The following is a 17,597-nucleotide window of genomic DNA, read 5'->3' as shown; positions in this document are numbered from 1 at the left end:
CATGACAGATAAAAAGATGAGCGGAAAACAAGCGAATTGCTGTCAAGATTCTTCCATAGCATCCACAAAAGAAGAATTAGCAACGGAAACTTCATCGTGTTGCTCTTCAAAAAAAGAGATTCCTATTGTTCCAGTTGCTAAAAACACTTCTTGTTGTAATGGTGAAACTAAAACTGAAAACGAAGAAACTACAGATGAAACAGCATCGTGTTGTTCTTCAAAAAAAGAGATTCCAATTATCCCTATTACTAAGGAAATCTCTTGCTGTAGTAGTAACAATTCTATTAAAACTGAAACCTGTTGTTCATCTGAATTAGACCTACCCAAAGAACCAGTGACATCAAAATCTTCTTGCTGTAGTGACCCATCACCTCTTCTTAATACTCAAAAAATATCAGGAGATGGCGTACAAACTTATCTTGTAGAAGGTATGGATTGTGGAGCATGTGCTTTAACAATCGAAAAGCATCTACACAACGTTTCTGGCGTGGAAGAAGTTCGAGTAAACTTCGCTACTGGAAAAATGCATATTCGTCATGACCGGAATGTGGATGACATTATAAAAGAAGTGTCTAACGCAGGATTTGAAGCGTCTCTAGCTGGAGCTCTTAGAGGGGCAACACCTGTTTCAAAATCAAAAAATACAACTTTGATTCTCTCAGGTTTATTTTTAGCTTTAGGATTTGGAGGAAGTTTTACAATCATATCCCCTCTTCTTATTACACTTCTCTATGCTATGAGCATTGGTATTAGTGGTTATAAACCTGCTAAAAGTGCCTTTTATGCAATTAGAAGTAAATCGCTCGATATGAACGTTCTCATGATATCAGCCGCTATTGGCGCTGCATTAATTGGTCAATGGCTAGAAGGCGCAACAGTTGTTTGGTTATTTGCATTAGGGGCAACGCTACAAAATAAATCAATTGAACGTACACGAGAATCTATTCGTGGATTAATTGATTTAGCACCATCAGAAGCTTGGATAAAAATTGGAACTGAACTTATAAAAAAATCCGTTGATGATATTGCAGTAAATACAACGATTGTTGTAAAGCCAGGTGAAAAAATCCCATTAGACGGCACAGTTATAGGAGGCACTTCTACTGTAAACCAAGCGCCGATAACTGGTGAATCTATCCCAATTGATAAACAAATTGGTGATTCCGTATATGCAGGAACGATTAATGATGAAGGTTCTCTTGAGATTACAGTCACTAAACTTGTTGAGGATACTACGTTATCTCGAATTATTCACCTTGTAGAGGAAGCACAGGAAAATAAAGCACCGACAGAAGCATTTGTTGATCGTTTTGCAAAAATCTATACACCTATCGTTTTTGTATTAGCAATTGGTGTCATGATTATCCCTCCCCTTCTTGGTATGGGCGAATGGATGGAATGGTTTTATAAAGGATTAGAACTTCTTGTTGTTGCGTGTCCTTGTGCTTTAGTTATCTCAACTCCTGTTGCTATTGTATCTGCAATTGGAAATGCAGCAAGAAACGGTGTACTCATTAAAGGTGGTACTGCTCTAGAAATCGCAGGTTCATTAAATGCTATTGCGTTTGATAAAACAGGAACATTGACTGAAGGAAAACCAAAAGTAATGCATGTACGCAGCGTAGATTGTACTGAAGATGCGTTATTATCCATCGCAGCAACAATTGAAGAATACTCTAATCATCCCATTGCCAAAGCAATTACAGCATATGCGAAAGAGCATCAAACTTCTATCCAAAGCGGAACAGACTTCCGCACCATTGTAGGAAAAGGTGCGCAAGTAACTATAGATGGCGAAACATACTACGCTGGAAATAAAGCATTATATGAAGGTTTTGGAGTTTCACTTCAAATGTGGAACGAACCGATTCAGGAGATGCAAAGAATTGGTCAAACCGTGATACTTGTTGGAACGAACAAAGTCATTTTAGGAATGATTTCAGTAGCAGATTCCATTCGTTCTACTACTTATGGAACAATTCAAGAATTAAAACAATCAGGTATTCGGGAAACTGTTATGTTAACAGGAGACAATGAAGGAACCGCAGAACACATTGCACAGAAAGCAAAAGTAGATCGCTATTTTGCTAACTTACTTCCAGAAGATAAGGTTCATTCTGTCAAACAACTTCAATCTGAAGGAAAAACAGTGGCTATGATTGGGGACGGCATAAATGATGCCCCTGCCCTCGCTACTGCAAACCTAGGGATTGCAATGGGCGGTGCAGGAACTGATACCGCAATGGAAACGGCAGATATTGTATTAATGGCAGATAATCTTGAAAAACTTCCTTATACAATGAAACTAAGTCGGAAAGCATTGCACATCATAAAACAAAATATTTGGTTCTCATTGATTATTAAATTTATCGCCCTTGCCTTTATCTTCCCAGGTTGGCTTACTCTTTGGATGGCTGTCCTAAGTGATACAGGCGCTGCACTTATTGTAATCCTTAACAGTATGCGTTTATTACGGAACAAATAATAAGATAAAAACTAACACGGTAGTTTCGGCTACCGTGTTAGTTTTTATCTTTTCTATATTTTTCACTTTTCATTGGTGATAAAACTTTTACAATGGAACAATTCCGTAGATGTAAGAACGCTTCGGAGCCGCAGCATTTTCTTTCTATAAGAACGAACTGATTACGATACCTTATACTAATTCTTCAACAAGAAGACCCTTTAGGCTTTTGCCTAACCGCCATTTATCTCCCCCTACTCATTTGTCCATTTCCTACCCATTCCTTGGGGTGGGAGCTGTTCAAGATTGATCAAAATGGATTCAACTTTTGAGATTAATTATTTAGCTTTTATAAAAAAGTTTGATCATTTTCTGTCTGTATTGTTCAACAATCGCGCCCTTTAATGGAATAACTATCTTAAAATCACTTAATTCTTAATTAACTATAGATTTAGTTTAATAAGAAAACATAGTTGTAGTTTGGTTAGTTAATTTTGTCCCTTTGAACCTGTGCAATTTGACGTCATCACATGTTATTTATCTATATTGGAAATAACTGCTCCAGTCATGGCATCAATGTACTGGATGGAGGTCCTGGAATGACGATCACACGCTCGATAAACAAGGATATAGGATTCTGTTTCACTATCATAATTTTTGTTCCAAGCTAATTCAAAATCCAAATGATTGATAAATATTTCACTTGCTTCTTTTTTAGAAATAACCGGTTCAACAGGGATTTGGCTCAATTGTTCCATATCAAAACGCGGTCCACTATAATGATCAACCTGTCCTGTTTGACGATTAACAACAATCATAACTAATTCAAGTTGAATTGGTATACCATGACCGTTATGCATATGGAATGTAAATGATTCTTTCATTGAAGAATCATCCTCTTCTTCCTCGTTTTCTCGAACAATCAGTTGTAAATACCCATAATAATCTGGAACAATCATTTGTAAAAACGCAATGGCTTTTTGATAACATGCCTCACGACTAAGTCTAAGATCGCCACTTCGTTCATTAAACCACATAAAGCTTCTGATTTTACCAGTTTTCTTTGAAATGAAGGCTTTAACTGTATCTTCTGACTGTCTTTTGAAAAAGTCATTTATAGATAAATCCCCTTCCTTCATCTCCCAGTCCCGATTACGCCACACTATGCCCGTTTCTTCTCCCATATCTACTTCACGAATGACTTCCATCCTCTCGGTAATACCAATGATATCTTCAATAGATAAATCTTTTCGTACGGTCGTACTCGAAGGAGGAGTAAGCAAGACATATGTTTGCGGAGCGTCTTCGTCATGTATAATCGTTAACGTTGGTTTCAAAACGTCAGCTTTATATTTCATAAAAAATTGCTCAAGTTCGTACACAAGACGGAGTCCATCTACTGCTACATCATGAGTAGCAGTAGACAACTTTGCAATTGTCAGTTGAAAATTAAGTCTATTTTGTACGTGTTCAACCAGTTTTTCTTTTGAAATCAACATTTTTGGAATAACAAGAATCCTTTTCACACCTTTATATGTAAAGTTAACAATATTCCCCGCGAGGTCTATATCAATATAACAACCAGCATGTTCTAACGGTAAGTCCATAACGATTTGTTCATAGTAAAAACGGTCTGCACAAGTAATTTTTTTTGTTTTATAGTATGTTAAATCTTTTAATGCTTCAGGATAATTGCTAAGTAAGAATTGTTCGGCATATTCTCTTTTTTCCTCTATATTTAAAGGAATCACATCTGAATTTTTATCGTTATTATCAATTGTTAAACCAGTCAAATTACCAGATAAATCTAGGTTAACAGTAATACCCTCATCTTGTTCTTCGTTTGTCCATGAAAAAATAGCCTCCCCTTCTCCATTCTCTCGCTCAACATACTCCTCTATGAGAGGTTGAAAATGACTAGGAATTTTGACCATCGATATTGCACGTTTCTTTAATTCTTCTCTTAGCAAGCAAGCCACCTCTGTATTTTTGATATTTCTTTCTCTTTCTCAACTATTTAAATTTTACATTACTTAAAAGAATTGATATATTTTCTTGCATTTTCCTGCTCCTTTGAATAACGTCAGTATAATAACTACTTCGAAACCTTTTCAAGAAATTCCTGCATATTCCATTAAGTGGCCCAATTCAAAAAGATACGTCTTTATATATGCGGGCCTCGATTTTGATTAAAGATTAATTTCAGTAGCTTTCAAAAATATTCAATATAAAAATCGCGTCTCAGCTTTCCGCTCAGCTGAGCATATATTCTCGTGGTTTCACTCTTCTCATGACCAAGTAAGCTTTGTATTACTTCAAGTGACGCACCGTTGTTAATCATATGTGTAGCATAGCTGTGACGTAATTGATGAGGATGAATACTCTTTTTAATCCCGGCACGATTCGATATACGTTTGATAATAAATCTTAGGTTATCAATACTCATACGTCTTTTTGGCCTTCTTTCCGTAATAAACAAACAAGGCTCCTCATTATTTCTTTCATCTAGATACCTTTTTAACCAAATGGTGTAACGAGTTGATAGATTTTTCTCTATAATCAAACATAATTATTTGGACTAATCTCCCTCCCCCATTAGTAAGCTGAAATTAAGGGTATAGAATCGGAGTGTGATAATATGGAACGTCTATGGATTCCAATAATCGTTACGTTTTTTTCGTTCGGTGGATTACTATTAGGAGGTGCTGTTGGAGTAGCAACACGCCAACTAATTGAAGAAAAGATGCATCGCTTATACGCATTATGTGGTGGGATTTTACTTGGATTATTATCACTTGAAATTATTCCTGAAACATTTTCAAGCTATGAAATAATAGGTCCTATACTTGGGATAGCTATCGGTATTTTAGTTATGAGCTTATTAGATAACTATTGCCATCATCCGATTATACATAAGAAAGATCAACAAGCATGGCAAACCTTCCTTTTTCTTTCTTTCGCTATATTCATTCATAATATGCCGAGTGGGTTTGCTTTAGGTACAGCATTTACGAATCATAACGACTCTGCCATTCCTTTCTTACTTGCGATTGTCATTCACCATATTCCAGAAGGGTTAGCTTTAATTATTCCATTTCTTTTTACAAAACATAAATATATTTCATTTTTATTAACAACTTTATTACTTTCTCTCATCCTAGGTACCGGTACTGTTTTTGGCATTATGATGGACGGAAAAGCTCTCCATTTACAAGGGCTTATTATGGGAAGCGCAATTGGTTCTCTTGGCTATGTCACAATTCACGAAATGCTTTGGAAAGCAAAAAAACAGCTACCTTTCCTTCCGTTTCTATCGTGGTCTATAAGTGGATTTTTACTAATAATAGTCTTCACTCTTTTCACTGGACATCATTAAAACAAATAAGTTATATCATTTGTATATTTTTCCTTTTTCTCCAAAACATAATAGTATATACCTATTATAAGGAGGAACGATTATGTTTGGGAAAACAGCCGGTGAAGCATTAGTGGATCTTTTAATTGACTGGGGTGTAGAACACATATATGGTATGCCAGGAGATTCCATCAATTCTATAATTGAAGCTTTAAGAAAAAAACAAGATAAAATTAAATTTATTCAAGTTCGCCATGAAGAAGCTGGCGCGTTAGCAGCGGCGGCATATGCGAAATTAACAGGGAAACTTGGTGTTTGTATGGCTATTGCAGGACCTGGAGCTATTCATTTATTAAATGGTTTATACGATGCAAAACTCGATCAAGCTCCTGTATTAGCAATTTCAGGACAAGTAGAAACCGATTTACTCGGGACGGATTTTTTCCAAGAAGTAAACTTAGAAAGAATGTTTGATGACGTTGCGGTTTATAACCAACGAATAATGTCAGCTGAACAACTACCTGCTGTAGTGAATCAAGCGATTCGAATGGCATATACGAAAAAAGGTGTATCGGTTCTAACCATTCCAGATGATGTTCCGAAATTTGAAGTGAAAAATGGTGCACGTATTACGAACTCTTCCTTTACATTACCTGAAATATTTCCGCAAGAAGAAGATTTAACTGTAGCGAAACTCGCACTTAATGAAGCGAAAAAACCTGTTATTTTAGCCGGGAAAGGCGCGAAACATGCGAGAGAGTCTTTACTTGCATTTGCAGAACATATCGGTGCTCCAATCGTACTTACATTACCCGCTAAAGGGATTGTTCCTGATGAACACCCTCTTTGTATCGGTGGATTAGGATTAATCGGGACGAAACCTTCTTATGAAGCAATGAAGCATGCAGATACTTTAATTATGGTTGGTACTTCTTATCCGTTCACTGGTTTCTTACCCGAAAAAGCAAAAACACTTCATATTGATACAGACCCCGCACAAATCGGGAAACGTTATACGACAGATATCGGCTTAGCTGGTGATGCTGATAAAACATTAAAATGGTTAATTGAAAATGTAGAAAAACACGAGGACCATTCCTTCTTAGAACATCATCAAGAAATGATGAAAAAGTGGGAAGAAAAATTACACAATCAAGAAGAAGATTCTTCTACTCCAATTAAACCACAGCGAGTTATGCATGCACTGCAACAAGTAACAGAAGATGACGCAATTCTTTCAGTCGATGTTGGAAATGTAACAGTATGGACAGCAAGGCACTTCCGTATGACGAATCAGCAATTTATCATTTCTAGTTGGCTTGCAACACTTGGCTGCGGTTTACCTGGTGCACTGGCTGGACAAATTGCTTTCCCGGATAAACAAGTGTTTGCAGTTTGTGGTGACGGCGGATTCGGAATGACAATGAATGACTTCGTAACAGCTGTTAAATATAAACTACCAATCGTTGTCGTTGTATTAAACAATAATAAAATTGCTATGATTAAATTTGAACAAGAAGTTATGGGAAATATTGAATTTGGTACAGACTTAACGAATCCTGATTTCGCAAAATATGCTGAGGCGTGCGGTGGTATTGGATACCGCGTCGAACAGTTAGATGACTTACTTCCTGCCTTTGAAAATGCGGTAAAACAAAGTAAACCATGCATTATTGATGTAGTTGTAGATGTAAATGAAGCACCAATGCCAGCAAAAATCACATTTGGTCAAGCAGCTGGTTATACGAAACATATGATAAAAGAATTATTTGAAGAAGGTAAGATTGATTTACCACCACTTTAAACAAAAAAGATAGCTGAAAACAATTTGTCTTCAGCTATCTTTTTTTATTTTTGCACCTCACTATGAAATGAAAAATCATTCATGGTAGGCTGTATTTGTTTCTCTACTTTCACTTCTTCCTTCTTCCGATTCGCTCTTCTAACATTTCCTAGCTTAATCGCATCTTGCATACTATTACTAATCAGATTTCCTGACAAAATTGTCATACTATAAAAAGCAATCGGAATAAGTACAATCCATGTATGAGTAGTTAAGTGACGGAAGTTTTGACCAATTAACCCTGTCCATTCTTTTGTTACACTATCTGCATCTATACCGCCAAAAATTATTGTTCCGCCAAAAAATAATTCCAACAAACCAAGATGCAAGAGGAGTAATAAAGTACTTACAAATTGCTGGGCTACTAATAAAAGAAATGATGGTAACATATGCGGCCATACATGACGCTTCAGTCTTTGCCACTTACTTCCTCCAAGCACTGTTGCCGCCAACATAAATTCTTCTTTCTTAATACGCTTGACTTCTTGTGCTACATACAACATAACTGTCGGTACTGCAAGACATGCAAGAACTATAATTTGAAACGCAACTCGCAAATGAAACGGAGCAGCTGCCTCTCCACTGTCGAACATTAAAACTCCCCTTAATATAAAATAGGAAATCATAACCATTGGTACAATGCTGAATGGGTCAAAAAAGGACGAAATAATTGGAAAAGAACGCCGACTATACATACCGAGAAGTAAGCCTATGCCCCCTCCAATAATTACTCGTAAAATCGCTATAATTAAACTCGCACCAACCGTCCATTTCGCTCCCTCTATTATTAGTTGAAAAAGATCGCGGCCTTTCGCATCACTTCCGAACCAAAATTTACTCGATGGTGAAAACGGAGCAACCTCTAATTCTCCTTTTGCGTTATACATCATCGTTAGTTCACGAATATTCCCATCGAAAAACAACGTATTCCCAATACTAACAATCATAAGGACACTTAAAAAGGTTACACCAAACCAAAATCTTGCATCTCTTTTAACAACTTGCCACATATTATACACGCTCCTTTATAACATTTTGTAAAAGCGTATGTAATAAACGAAATAAGATAAAGATCGGTACATATAATATAATTAAACTTACTGTGAAAATTTCTGTACTTGAATGTTCTTTTACGAATACAAACATTCCATATGTGTTAAAAATCCATTCAATAATATATAAATTGGATAGCATAAATAAAATATTTGTTTTCGCATAATAAACTGTCGTCAATAAAACATTTCTTGAAATATGATGTGTCAAAATATGTCGTAAGCTTAACCCTTTACTCTTGGCAAACATACTATAATCTTTCTCTAATTCTTCTCTGAACCTTAATAACAAAAGTTTAATAAACAATAACGTTGTTGGTATTGTAAGACATATAATAGGTAACAAACGTACTCTTTCTTCCCCTAATCCAGCAAGTTTGATTGGCATAAATCCTGTTTTTTGAAAAATAAGTATGACAAGAAGTTGCGATAATAAAATAAGTAAAATATCTGGTATGCTCTCAAGGGTTAGAAAAATCCCATTCCAAATTCTTTGTTTCATATGAGAACGCTGCAGCACAAAAACAACAAGTACATATGCTATACATAAAGAAAGTAAAAAAGCTGAAAGAAATACTATCATCGTTTCAATATAATGAATCCAAATTTGCGGAAACAATTTTTTCGGTACCTGAAACCCATATGTAATTTCAGTTGGATGAAGTAATTTCTCTCCTACATTTATGATTGCATTCCAAAAACCGATTAAATCAATTTGCAACCCCTTAAATAACCGAGGGAGCGCACCTAGACAGATTATACATAAGATTGCAGCAAATAATTGTAAACAAGTAATTCCACACCACTTAGCAGTTCGCATCAACATAACTATTCCCCTTAACATTTAATAGAATATTCAGAAATAAAAAGCTAGACATATTACATCTCTTCAGCTATACCCTGCACTCTCTTTTGCCCACTAGGTAATATAGCTTGATAAAGGCACGTAACAGATAATAATAAACCAAATAGAGCATACAAACTATTTACCATTTGGATTAATACCTGTTGCTGCACCGTATTGATCTAACAAGTAAAACATTAAAGAAATTCCGGCAATCATAGAACCGAGTCGCTCTAAAATATTTGCTAGAAAAAAGCGTGCATACACTTTCTTTCGAAATAACTGTAGCATTTCTTTCATACTCAATATCCTTTCTCTCGACAAAATATTATTATTTCAGTCATTTATCGGAAGTCTTGTTATATTTTTCGACCATTATCCAATCTTTTCCTTCTTTATAAAAAACAAGCTAAAAAAAAGACCCTTGTTCATAAATACAAGAGTCTTTACATTTTTCTTCGCTTCACGAATTTGTCGTGGATATTTATCTAAAATCTTTAAAATTCTCGCTAATACCTACTTAATCTCTCAATTTTTTTAATTTCCTAAAGTTCGGATACATTTGATTTACTTGACGAATGTTTCGCACATCCATTTATAAAACTTTTCCTTCTCTTCAAATTGCGGATAATGAGCTGATTTCTCAAAAGTAATAAATTCTTTTTTATCCGCTTCAATCATATCAAAATATTTTCTTGCTGCAAGAAATGAAGTATTATAATCGTATTTTCCCATAAGAAAATAAAACGGTAGATTCAGCTTAGTTACTTTAGTAGGTAATGGATTCTTTAAATCTTTTTCTAATAAAACTGTTTGAGAATAGGATAATCCATAGTTATAACGAATTACGTCAAACAAGTTATATTCATTACTGAATAACATCCCTATGTTATCACCATCTGGATTTTCAATAAGTCTTGAAGTTCCACCGTATTTCGCAACATAATTTCGCGGGGTGTATGTATCGCCATTTTTAATTTGTTCAGTTAACCCTTTTAAATGTGAAACCTCATCCGCATTCCCAGCATTTTGTGCCTGTTCAATAACATAGTTTAAACTATCCATCTCACTTTCTACTGTATCACTCATCTGTCCAATACCAATATATGCTTCATATTTTTCAGGAGCTTTGTTGGCAGCCTGTATTCCAATATATGTACCATAAGAATGGCCTATTAAAATTACTTTTTCTTTGCCTAGACGTTTTGAAACGTAATCCGTCATAGCTAATAAATCCTCCACGAGTAGATCTGATGAAAGGTTAGAATAGTCTTCAAAGAAATGATACGATTTTCCACTTGCTCTTTGATCGTAATTGACAACCGTGAATTTCTCTTCCAATAAGTCTTGGTATTTTTGAGCATATGGTATTTCCGAAGAACCTGGTCCACCATGAACAAAGATAATAACTGGATTACTCTTATCTTTGCCTCGTATCATAATTTCATGACCAGTTCCATTTATCTCTACTTGTTCTAATGTACTTATACTGTTTTTGACCTTTATTTGTGAGGTCCATGTAGGAAATACCAACGCTATGATTAGTAATAGTATAGTAATGACTCCGATAAGTTTTATTAATTTTTTTATCTTCCTCATACAACGTTTCCTTTCCTTTAAATTTATAAAAATATCAATTCCATCTAAATTTGTTTGTACATTATTAGTCTCCCATACACTTCTTAACTTTCCACTACATAAACCCTTAACATTTCCTTAATTTTCTATATATTCATTACAGAAAGACTTGAAAACATCTCGCATACACGTATTTATGTATCACAAGCACAGAAAAAAGCCCTTGTTTTCATAACAAGGACTCAATTGTTTTCCTATTTCGCTATCTCTTCTTTCGGCATTACCATACCTTTATAAAGTTGGACAGTAATCCAATAATAAATGAAATAAATTACTATGAAGATTCCTATTGGCATCCACACTTTTACAAACGGGTCAACTAATATAAAGCTGAATAAGTTAAGCCCTACTAACACGTGGGAAATTCCAATAATTGCTGGGAATATAAATAAATATGAGATTTCTTTATATATACTTTTTGTTAACATACTACGTCTCACACCGATTTTTCGTAGCATTTCATAACGGCGTACATCACGAGAAGCGCCTGTTAATATTTTGAACATAAGAGAACTCGCCATCATTGCTAAAAACGCAATTCCAAGGAAAAACCCCATAAACATTGTTCCGCTCATGAAACTGTTCATGAACTGATAAATTGTCATTTTCGTATATAGTTCTACTTTTGCGCCTGTTGTTTTTTCAATTAATTCTTTTTGTCTCTTATCTATATCGAGCAACAATGGTTTATATTTTTTCATATCATCTACTTTTGCTAATGTTACAGTATGTTCTGTTCCTTGAATTCCTTTATAATACTCTTCATCTGCAATTCTTACAGGTTTTCCGTTAAATTGATTATGTGTAATTTGTATCTCTCTTACAACCGCATCCTCCCAATCTTTTGGCATACGAGGAAGCTTATTCACTACTTCAGGAGCTTCCAAAGCAGAATAGACAGGTTCAGTTAAAGGTTCAGCCACGCGTTTACGAGCAGGTTCTTTTAAAGTTTTTGTATCAAAATGATCTGAAATAAGTGGTGGTTTTTCAGTTAAGTCGTTACGTAAATAATAAACCGCTTCTCCATCTACTTTATACTTATACTTGCTTTCTTCAACAATTTCCATTTCTTTTAATGCTGCTTTATCTTGTTCATTTGGATCATGAATTACGACATCATATACACGTGAGAAGTCTGTCATAATGCCTACATTCTTTTGAAACGCCATACCTGCTGTCATCGCACCTGCACCTAATGCAATTAACATCGCTACAGTTCCTAGTACTCTCGATAAACTAGTTACTCGAAAACGTAACTGTGCATAAGTAAAACTATTTAATCCCGTTTCATTTCGTTTTTTATTCCCCTTAATTTTCATTACAAAAAGTGGGAGTAACGAGCTAAAAATGAAATACGTTCCTAATGTCGTAACAATTGTCGCTATTATAAATCCTAGTTCAGCAAACATTTTTATATTTACCATAAAATAGTATCCTGTACTTACTAGCAATACACCTAGTACTGTCATAATAACTGTGCGAGTTTTACTTTTCTTCACTTCATCTTGCGTTTCGTCTTCACGTATTAACTCTAATTCTGTTTTACGTAATAATCGGAAACTATTCATTACACCAGTAATGAAAAATAATATTAAGAAGAAAATAGATGTAACTAATATAGCTGGTGTGTATACAGATGCGTAATTACCTTTTGCTGAAATTTCCATTCCATTCATTAAAAAATTTCCTGCTACACTAGCTAGTATGATTCCTACTAAAATACCGATAATAATACTGACAATACCCATACCAAAAGTCTCAATAAATAATAATTGCGCTACTTTTTTCTTTTTCGCTCCAAGCATCATGTACATACCGAGTTCTTTTCTTCTTAATGTAAGTAAAAAAGAATTGGCATAAATGATGTAAAAAACTGTAATGAATGAGAGCAATATTGCACCAACCCAGAAGACGAGCCTAATACTACTAATGAGACTATTATCTTTTGTAAATTCACTATTCATCGCCATCGTTTGGAACATGTAAAAAATACTAATACTAATGACTAGACCAATAAGTAAAACCATATAATCCTTTAACATTTTTTTCATACTATGACGTGATAATTTGAATAACATAGTCTCGCCCCCTTACTTCGACTCAGTTGCTGAGCCCATTTGGGCAAGCACACCTAAAATGTCTTGATAGAAATTTTCTCGTGTTCCTTGACGATTTAACTCTTTATAAAGTAGACCATCTTGAATAAATAAAATACGCTCACAGTAACTCGCACTAAATGCATCGTGTGTTACCATCAAAATACTGACATTGTGATTTTCATGTAAATCTTGCATCGCTTCTAATAAACTTTTTGCATTTTTACTATCAAGTGCTCCTGTCGGTTCATCTGCTAATACGATTGCCGGATTATGTACTAAAGCTCGTGCTGCCGCTGTTCTTTGTTTTTGTCCACCAGAAACAGCAGTCGGATATTTTGTTAAAATTTCAGTAATCCCTAATTTCTTTGCTACTTCATTTACTTTTCCAGTAATCTCACTTGACGGTACGCCTTGCAGGGAAAGTGGTAAAGCGATATTTTCATAAATTGATAAATTTTCTAGTAGATTAAAGTCTTGAAAAATAAATCCTAATTTTTGAGAACGAAAATCTGATAATGCATTCCCCTTCATAGAAGTAATATTTGTGCCAGCTATTGTTACACTGCCACCTGTCGCTTGATCAAGTGTACTAATCACATTTAGTAATGTCGTTTTACCAGATCCAGAAGGACCCATAATCCCTACAAACTCTCCTTCTTTAATACTTAACGAAACACCCCTTAATGCTTTTGACTGATTCTCATTTCTTTTCCCATACGTTTTTTCTACACTTTCTACAGTAACTACATTTGTTGACATCTCATTCACTCCATCCCTTTTGTATAGTATTAATTTTCCATATATTTCTTATATTTTTCTCATAAAAATTCTTAAGAATTTTTAAATTTTTCAAACACAAATTGAGATACATAAGAATTACGAACGATTTCTCTACTTAATATTCTCATTTTTCTAAAATCAGTTCATTCGATTTACCTTACATTTACCTTACATTTTTGTAAGGTAAAATAAAACACACCACCTCATAAGAGCATTTCTTTGGAATGAGAAATGCTTTTTATTTTCATCAAAATCAAAAAAATATTTCAATAACAATAATAATACAATAAAAAACAATACAACTTTATTGCAAAACGATAAAACGAATGGTAAAATCATGTTGTTATTACATAAGCGAGGTGCTTTTTATGAAACAAGTTACGACACTCTTTTTAAAGCTAGCTATTATTTTTATAGGATTCCCAGTTCTTGCATTGTGCATATTTTTGGTGCCTAAGATTGGGAATTTTGCTGGGGAATTGTATCCAGATATTGCTTATATGAAATCTCTCGTTTTAATCGATATGTACGCGGCAGCGATACCTTTTTACTTTGCTCTGTATCAAGCTTTTAAACTTTTAAGTTATATTGATAAGAACAAAGCGTTCTCGGTATTATCAGTAAAGGCTTTAAAAAATATAAAATACTGTGCCATCACGATCAGTACTTTGTACTTGCTAGGTATGCCACTCTACTATCTCATGGCGAAAAAAATTGATCCTCCAAGTTTCATACCAATCGGATTGACCATCATTTTCGCCTCTATGGCGATCGCCGTTTTTGCTGCTGTTCTCCAAAGGCTTTTACAAGAAGCTATTAATATAAAATCAGAAAATGATTTAACGGTCTGAGGTGGAGGATATGAAAATTATTATTAATATTGATGTGATGTTAGCAAAACGAAAAATGAGCGTAACGGAGCTTTCGGAGAGGGTTGGGATTACAATGGCGAATCTTTCCATTCTGAAAAATGGAAAAGCAAAAGCGGTTCGTTTTTCAACATTAGAAGCGATATGTAGGACTTTAGATTGTCAACCAGGTGATATTTTGGAGTACAAAAGCGACGAATTCACTCAATAAATACAGACAACAACTTTCTTCAACCAATGGGATTAAATAGTGAAATTAAAATGAAGGGATAGCAATTAAGCTATCCCTTCTCTGCGTTTATTATTGTTATTTAATATATCTTTAATTACTTTAACTTCAGTATTACATAATTAATGGTGTGTTTTATTATCAATCTCTATTTCCTATTTTTTATTTCCTCTTTCATACTTTCCACAAACGCATCTAGTTCAACAACTTCTGACTTCTCTTCACCATATTTCCGTACATTTACAGCTTCGCTTTCCATTTCCTTATCCCCAATAACAAGGACATAAGGAACTTTTTGCATTTGCGCTTCTCTAATTTTATATCCTAACTTTTCATCTCGTATATCTCGTTCGACACGAATTCCAGCTTGTGCTAATTTATCTGCAATCCTATTTGCGTATTGTTCATGCACTGCATTTGAAACTGGAATTACTTTCACTTGAACCGGTGCCACCCACGCTGGGAACGCGCCTCCAAAGTGCTCAATTAATATTGCTAAGAAACGATCTAAAGATCCTAAAACTGCTCGGTGAATGACAACTGGTCTTCTCTTTTCATTATTCTCATCTATATAATTTAAATCAAATTTCTCTGGCATTTGGAAATCAAGCTGGATTGTTCCGCACTGATGACTTCTATTTAAAGCATCTTTAATATGGAAATCAATTTTCGGTCCGTAAAATGCACCATCACCTTCATTTAATCTATATTTATAATTTAATGATTGTAATACATTTGCTAATGCTGCTTCTGCTTGCTCCCATAATTTATCATCACCCATTGAATCTTCTGGACGAGTAGAAAGCTCTACTTCATACTCAAACCCAAAAGTTTTATATACGTAATCAATTTGCGCCATTACTGATTTGATTTCATCTTCAATTTGTTCTGGTGTTACAAATAAATGAGCATCATCTTGGCAGAAAGTACGAACTCTTAATAATCCGTTTAAAGCGCCACTAAATTCATGTCGATGCACTTGACCGAACTCACACATACGAATCGGTAATTCACGATAAGAATGTAATTTATTTTTAAACATAAGCATATGGCCTGGGCAGTTCATCGGTTTTAATGCAAAACTTTTATTATCCACTTCTGAGAAATACATATTGTCTTTGTAATGTCCCCAGTGTCCTGACTTCTCCCATAATTCTTGATTCATCATAAATGGAGTACGCACTTCTTGATAATTGTACTCATTTTGAATTTTTCTTAAAAATGCTTCTAATTCATTGCGAATAATCTGTCCTTTTGGCAAGTAAAACGGCATTCCCGGAGCCTCTTCCGAAAACATAAACAATTCAAGTTCACTACCTAATTTCCGATGATTTCTCTTCGCAGCCTCTTCAACAAAATGCAAATAATTTTCTAATTCTTTTTGTGAAGCAAATGCCACACCGTATATACGCTGAAGCACTTGATTGTTACTATCACCTCGCCAATATGCACCAGAAACATGAGTTAATTGAAATGCTTTCAGATAACCAGTAGATGGCAAATGTGGTCCTCTACATAAATCTACAAATTCACCTTGTTTATAAAGTGTTACACTTTCCTCATTAGGAATTGCTTCTAAAAGCTCTAATTTCAAACTATCATTCATTTCTTGAAACAGTTTTTTTGCTTCTTCTCGAGAGATTTCAACTCGTTCTATCTTTACATTTTCATTTATAATATTTTTCATTTCTTTTTCTATTTTCGGTAAATCTTCTACGTTTACACTACTTTGAAGATCCATATCATAATAAAATCCATTCTCAATAACTGGCCCTACTCCAAGCTTCGCATCACCATAAATTCTTTTCACAGCTTGCGCTAATATATGTGCCGCAGAGTGTCTTGCAATTTCTACACCTTCATTTGAGTCAATAGTAATAATTTCTACTTCTGCATTCTCTTTAATGTTTCGTCGTAAATCAAAAGACTGCTCATTAACTTTTCCTGCGACTGCTTTCTTTTTCAAGCTACTACTAATCGAACCAGCAATTTCTTCTAAAGTAATGCCTTTCACAAATTCTTTAACGCTACCATCTGGAAATTTAATTTCAATCATCTGTTCTTTCATTTTTCATCTCTCCATTTCATAATAAAAAGCACACTCATCCCTAAAATAGGGACGAGTGTGCTTTTACCCGTGGTTCCACCCAGATTCCCATCACAAAAATGTAATGGCTTCTTTTACGGTAACGTCGTTTACACGGCACTAGATACTTGATTTCCCCAGTGCAGCTCTAAGGTGGTAAGTTATTTTTCTGCGTTAGGAAGTTCTCAGCTTTCCTTCCTTCTCTGTATAACCGTTTAAAATAACTCATGTCCTTTTCTTCGCTTATTATGAAATAAAATATAAAAAAGCATATTCATCCCTAGTAAATAGGGACGAATATGCTTATATTCGTGGTTCCACCCAGATTCCCATCACAA

12 protein-coding genes, 2 pseudogenes and 2 other annotated features (1 of these 16 cut by a window edge) are annotated in these 17,597 nt (G+C 34.7%); of the genes and pseudogenes, 5 read left to right on the top strand and 9 right to left on the bottom strand.

The features are described from left to right. Position 1 precedes the first annotated feature (1 nt). On the top strand, positions 2–2,485 hold the full coding sequence (locus MHB76_RS11490) for a heavy metal translocating P-type ATPase (RefSeq protein ID WP_340986518.1): 2,484 nt from the start codon (positions 2–4) through the stop codon (positions 2,483–2,485). Between the two features lie 512 nt (positions 2,486–2,997). Here the strand turns inward: MHB76_RS11490 and MHB76_RS11485 are convergent. Next, entirely contained in the window at positions 2,998–4,434 is a 1,437-nt protein-coding gene (locus tag MHB76_RS11485; protein WP_340986516.1) for a YcdB/YcdC domain-containing protein, read from the bottom strand. Positions 4,435–4,676: 242 nt separating this feature from the next. Continuing rightward, positions 4,677–5,003, bottom strand: a pseudogene (locus MHB76_RS11480) (tyrosine-type recombinase/integrase); the annotation flags it as partial. 99 nt (positions 5,004–5,102) lie between these two features. On the opposite strand from MHB76_RS11480, the gene MHB76_RS11475 reads away from it, so the two are divergent. After that, the gene (locus MHB76_RS11475; protein ID WP_078174194.1) at positions 5,103–5,840 is read left to right on the top strand and encodes a ZIP family metal transporter; all 738 of its coding nucleotides are present in this window, start codon (positions 5,103–5,105) and stop codon (positions 5,838–5,840) included. Between the two features lie 82 nt (positions 5,841–5,922). Continuing rightward, entirely contained in the window at positions 5,923–7,623 is a 1,701-nt protein-coding gene (locus MHB76_RS11470) for a pyruvate oxidase (protein ID WP_078174195.1), read from the top strand. A gap of 44 nt (positions 7,624–7,667) precedes the next feature. On the opposite strand, the gene MHB76_RS11465 is transcribed toward MHB76_RS11470, so the two are convergent. The 6 genes and pseudogenes from MHB76_RS11465 to MHB76_RS11440 form a co-directional block, all read right to left on the bottom strand. After that, on the bottom strand, positions 7,668–8,672 hold the full coding sequence (locus MHB76_RS11465) for an ABC transporter permease subunit (protein ID WP_078174196.1): 1,005 nt from the start codon (positions 8,670–8,672) through the stop codon (positions 7,668–7,670). Between the two features lies 1 nt (position 8,673). Beyond that, positions 8,674–9,540: an ABC transporter permease subunit gene (locus MHB76_RS11460; RefSeq protein WP_340986512.1), complete on the bottom strand. Its 867-nt coding sequence runs from the start codon at positions 9,538–9,540 to the stop codon at positions 8,674–8,676. A 189-nt stretch (positions 9,541–9,729) separates the two neighbouring features. Then, a pseudogene (locus MHB76_RS11455) lies at positions 9,730–9,858 on the bottom strand (MFS transporter); the annotation flags it as partial. A gap of 267 nt (positions 9,859–10,125) precedes the next feature. After that, positions 10,126–11,157, bottom strand: a complete 1,032-nt coding sequence (locus MHB76_RS11450) for an alpha/beta hydrolase (protein WP_002165863.1) — start codon at positions 11,155–11,157, stop codon at positions 10,126–10,128. 233 nt (positions 11,158–11,390) lie between these two features. Beyond that, complete coding sequence (locus MHB76_RS11445; RefSeq protein WP_078174197.1) at positions 11,391–13,274, bottom strand: ABC transporter permease; 1,884 nt, start codon at positions 13,272–13,274, stop codon at positions 11,391–11,393. A 12-nt stretch (positions 13,275–13,286) separates the two neighbouring features. Next, a complete protein-coding gene (locus MHB76_RS11440) occupies positions 13,287–14,063 on the bottom strand; it encodes an ABC transporter ATP-binding protein (RefSeq protein ID WP_078174198.1) in 777 nt (258 codons plus the stop codon). A gap of 380 nt (positions 14,064–14,443) precedes the next feature. Here MHB76_RS11440 and MHB76_RS11435 point away from each other — a divergent pair, with 380 nt between their 5' ends. Both MHB76_RS11435 and MHB76_RS11430 read left to right on the top strand, forming a co-directional pair. Then, on the top strand, positions 14,444–14,926 hold the full coding sequence (locus MHB76_RS11435; RefSeq protein WP_078174199.1) for a DUF2975 domain-containing protein: 483 nt from the start codon (positions 14,444–14,446) through the stop codon (positions 14,924–14,926). Between the two features lie 10 nt (positions 14,927–14,936). After that, positions 14,937–15,155: a helix-turn-helix domain-containing protein gene (locus MHB76_RS11430; protein WP_078174200.1), complete on the top strand. Its 219-nt coding sequence runs from the start codon at positions 14,937–14,939 to the stop codon at positions 15,153–15,155. 166 nt (positions 15,156–15,321) lie between these two features. Here MHB76_RS11430 and thrS read toward each other — a convergent pair whose 3' ends face one another. After that, positions 15,322–17,241, bottom strand: a complete 1,920-nt coding sequence (gene thrS / locus MHB76_RS11425) for a threonine--tRNA ligase (RefSeq protein WP_199709534.1) — start codon at positions 17,239–17,241, stop codon at positions 15,322–15,324. A 44-nt stretch (positions 17,242–17,285) separates the two neighbouring features. Continuing rightward, positions 17,286–17,508 (bottom strand) — a binding site (T-box leader). A gap of 37 nt (positions 17,509–17,545) precedes the next feature. Beyond that, positions 17,546–17,597, bottom strand: a binding site (T-box leader) (it continues 172 nt past the right edge of the window).

The sequence above is a fragment of the Bacillus sp. FSL M7-1345 genome (genome assembly GCF_038006985.1).
Classification (GTDB): Bacteria; Bacillota; Bacilli; order Bacillales; family Bacillaceae_G; genus Bacillus_A; species Bacillus_A cereus_U.
The sequence above is the reverse complement of the archived record's forward strand: the minus strand, read 5'-3'. Positions and strand labels throughout refer to the sequence as shown.

Bases quoted from the DNA above. Each gene is read 5' to 3' on its own strand.
- MHB76_RS11490 (WP_340986518.1), top strand. From the start codon at position 2: ATGACAGATAAAAAGATGAGCGGAAAACAAGCGAATTGCTGTCAAGAT.
- MHB76_RS11475 (WP_078174194.1), top strand. From the start codon at position 5,103: ATGGAACGTCTATGGATTCCAATAATCGTTACGTTTTTTTCGTTCGGT.
- MHB76_RS11470 (WP_078174195.1), top strand. From the start codon at position 5,923: ATGTTTGGGAAAACAGCCGGTGAAGCATTAGTGGATCTTTTAATTGAC.
- MHB76_RS11465 (WP_078174196.1), bottom strand. From the start codon at position 8,672: ATGTGGCAAGTTGTTAAAAGAGATGCAAGATTTTGGTTTGGTGTAACC.
- MHB76_RS11460 (WP_340986512.1), bottom strand. From the start codon at position 9,540: ATGTTGATGCGAACTGCTAAGTGGTGTGGAATTACTTGTTTACAATTA.
- MHB76_RS11450 (WP_002165863.1), bottom strand. From the start codon at position 11,157: ATGAGGAAGATAAAAAAATTAATAAAACTTATCGGAGTCATTACTATA.
- MHB76_RS11445 (WP_078174197.1), bottom strand. From the start codon at position 13,274: ATGTTATTCAAATTATCACGTCATAGTATGAAAAAAATGTTAAAGGAT.
- MHB76_RS11435 (WP_078174199.1), top strand. From the start codon at position 14,444: ATGAAACAAGTTACGACACTCTTTTTAAAGCTAGCTATTATTTTTATA.
- MHB76_RS11430 (WP_078174200.1), top strand. From the start codon at position 14,937: ATGAAAATTATTATTAATATTGATGTGATGTTAGCAAAACGAAAAATG.
- thrS (WP_199709534.1), bottom strand. From the start codon at position 17,241: ATGAAAGAACAGATGATTGAAATTAAATTTCCAGATGGTAGCGTTAAA.